Source organism: Knoellia aerolata DSM 18566, assembly GCF_000768695.1.
GTDB lineage: Bacteria > Actinomycetota > Actinomycetes > Actinomycetales > Dermatophilaceae > Knoellia > Knoellia aerolata.
In genome coordinates this window covers 1-237 of record NZ_AVPL01000219.1, presented here as the reverse complement: position 1 = coordinate 237, position 237 = coordinate 1, and the positions used below count along the sequence as shown (strand labels likewise).

Sequence of the window (237 nt, the reverse complement as noted above, 5' to 3'; positions counted from 1 at the left end):
ACGATTACTAGCGATTCCGACTTCATGGAGTCGAGTTGCAGACTCCAATCCGGACTACGACGTACTTTATGAGGTCCGCTTGCTCTCGCGAGGTCGCTTCTCTTTGTATACGCCATTGTAGCACGTGTGTAGCCCTACTCGTAAGGGCCATGATGACTTGACGTCATCCCCACCTTCCTCCAGTTTATCACTGGCAGTCTCCTTTGAGTTCCCGGCCGAACCGCTGGCAACAAAGGA

The 237-nt window shown here is 52.7% G+C and carries 1 rRNA gene; it reads right to left on the bottom strand.

The window, feature by feature from the left end:
- Positions 1 to 237: ribosomal RNA gene (locus N801_RS19405) — 16S ribosomal RNA — on the bottom strand; the annotation flags it as partial.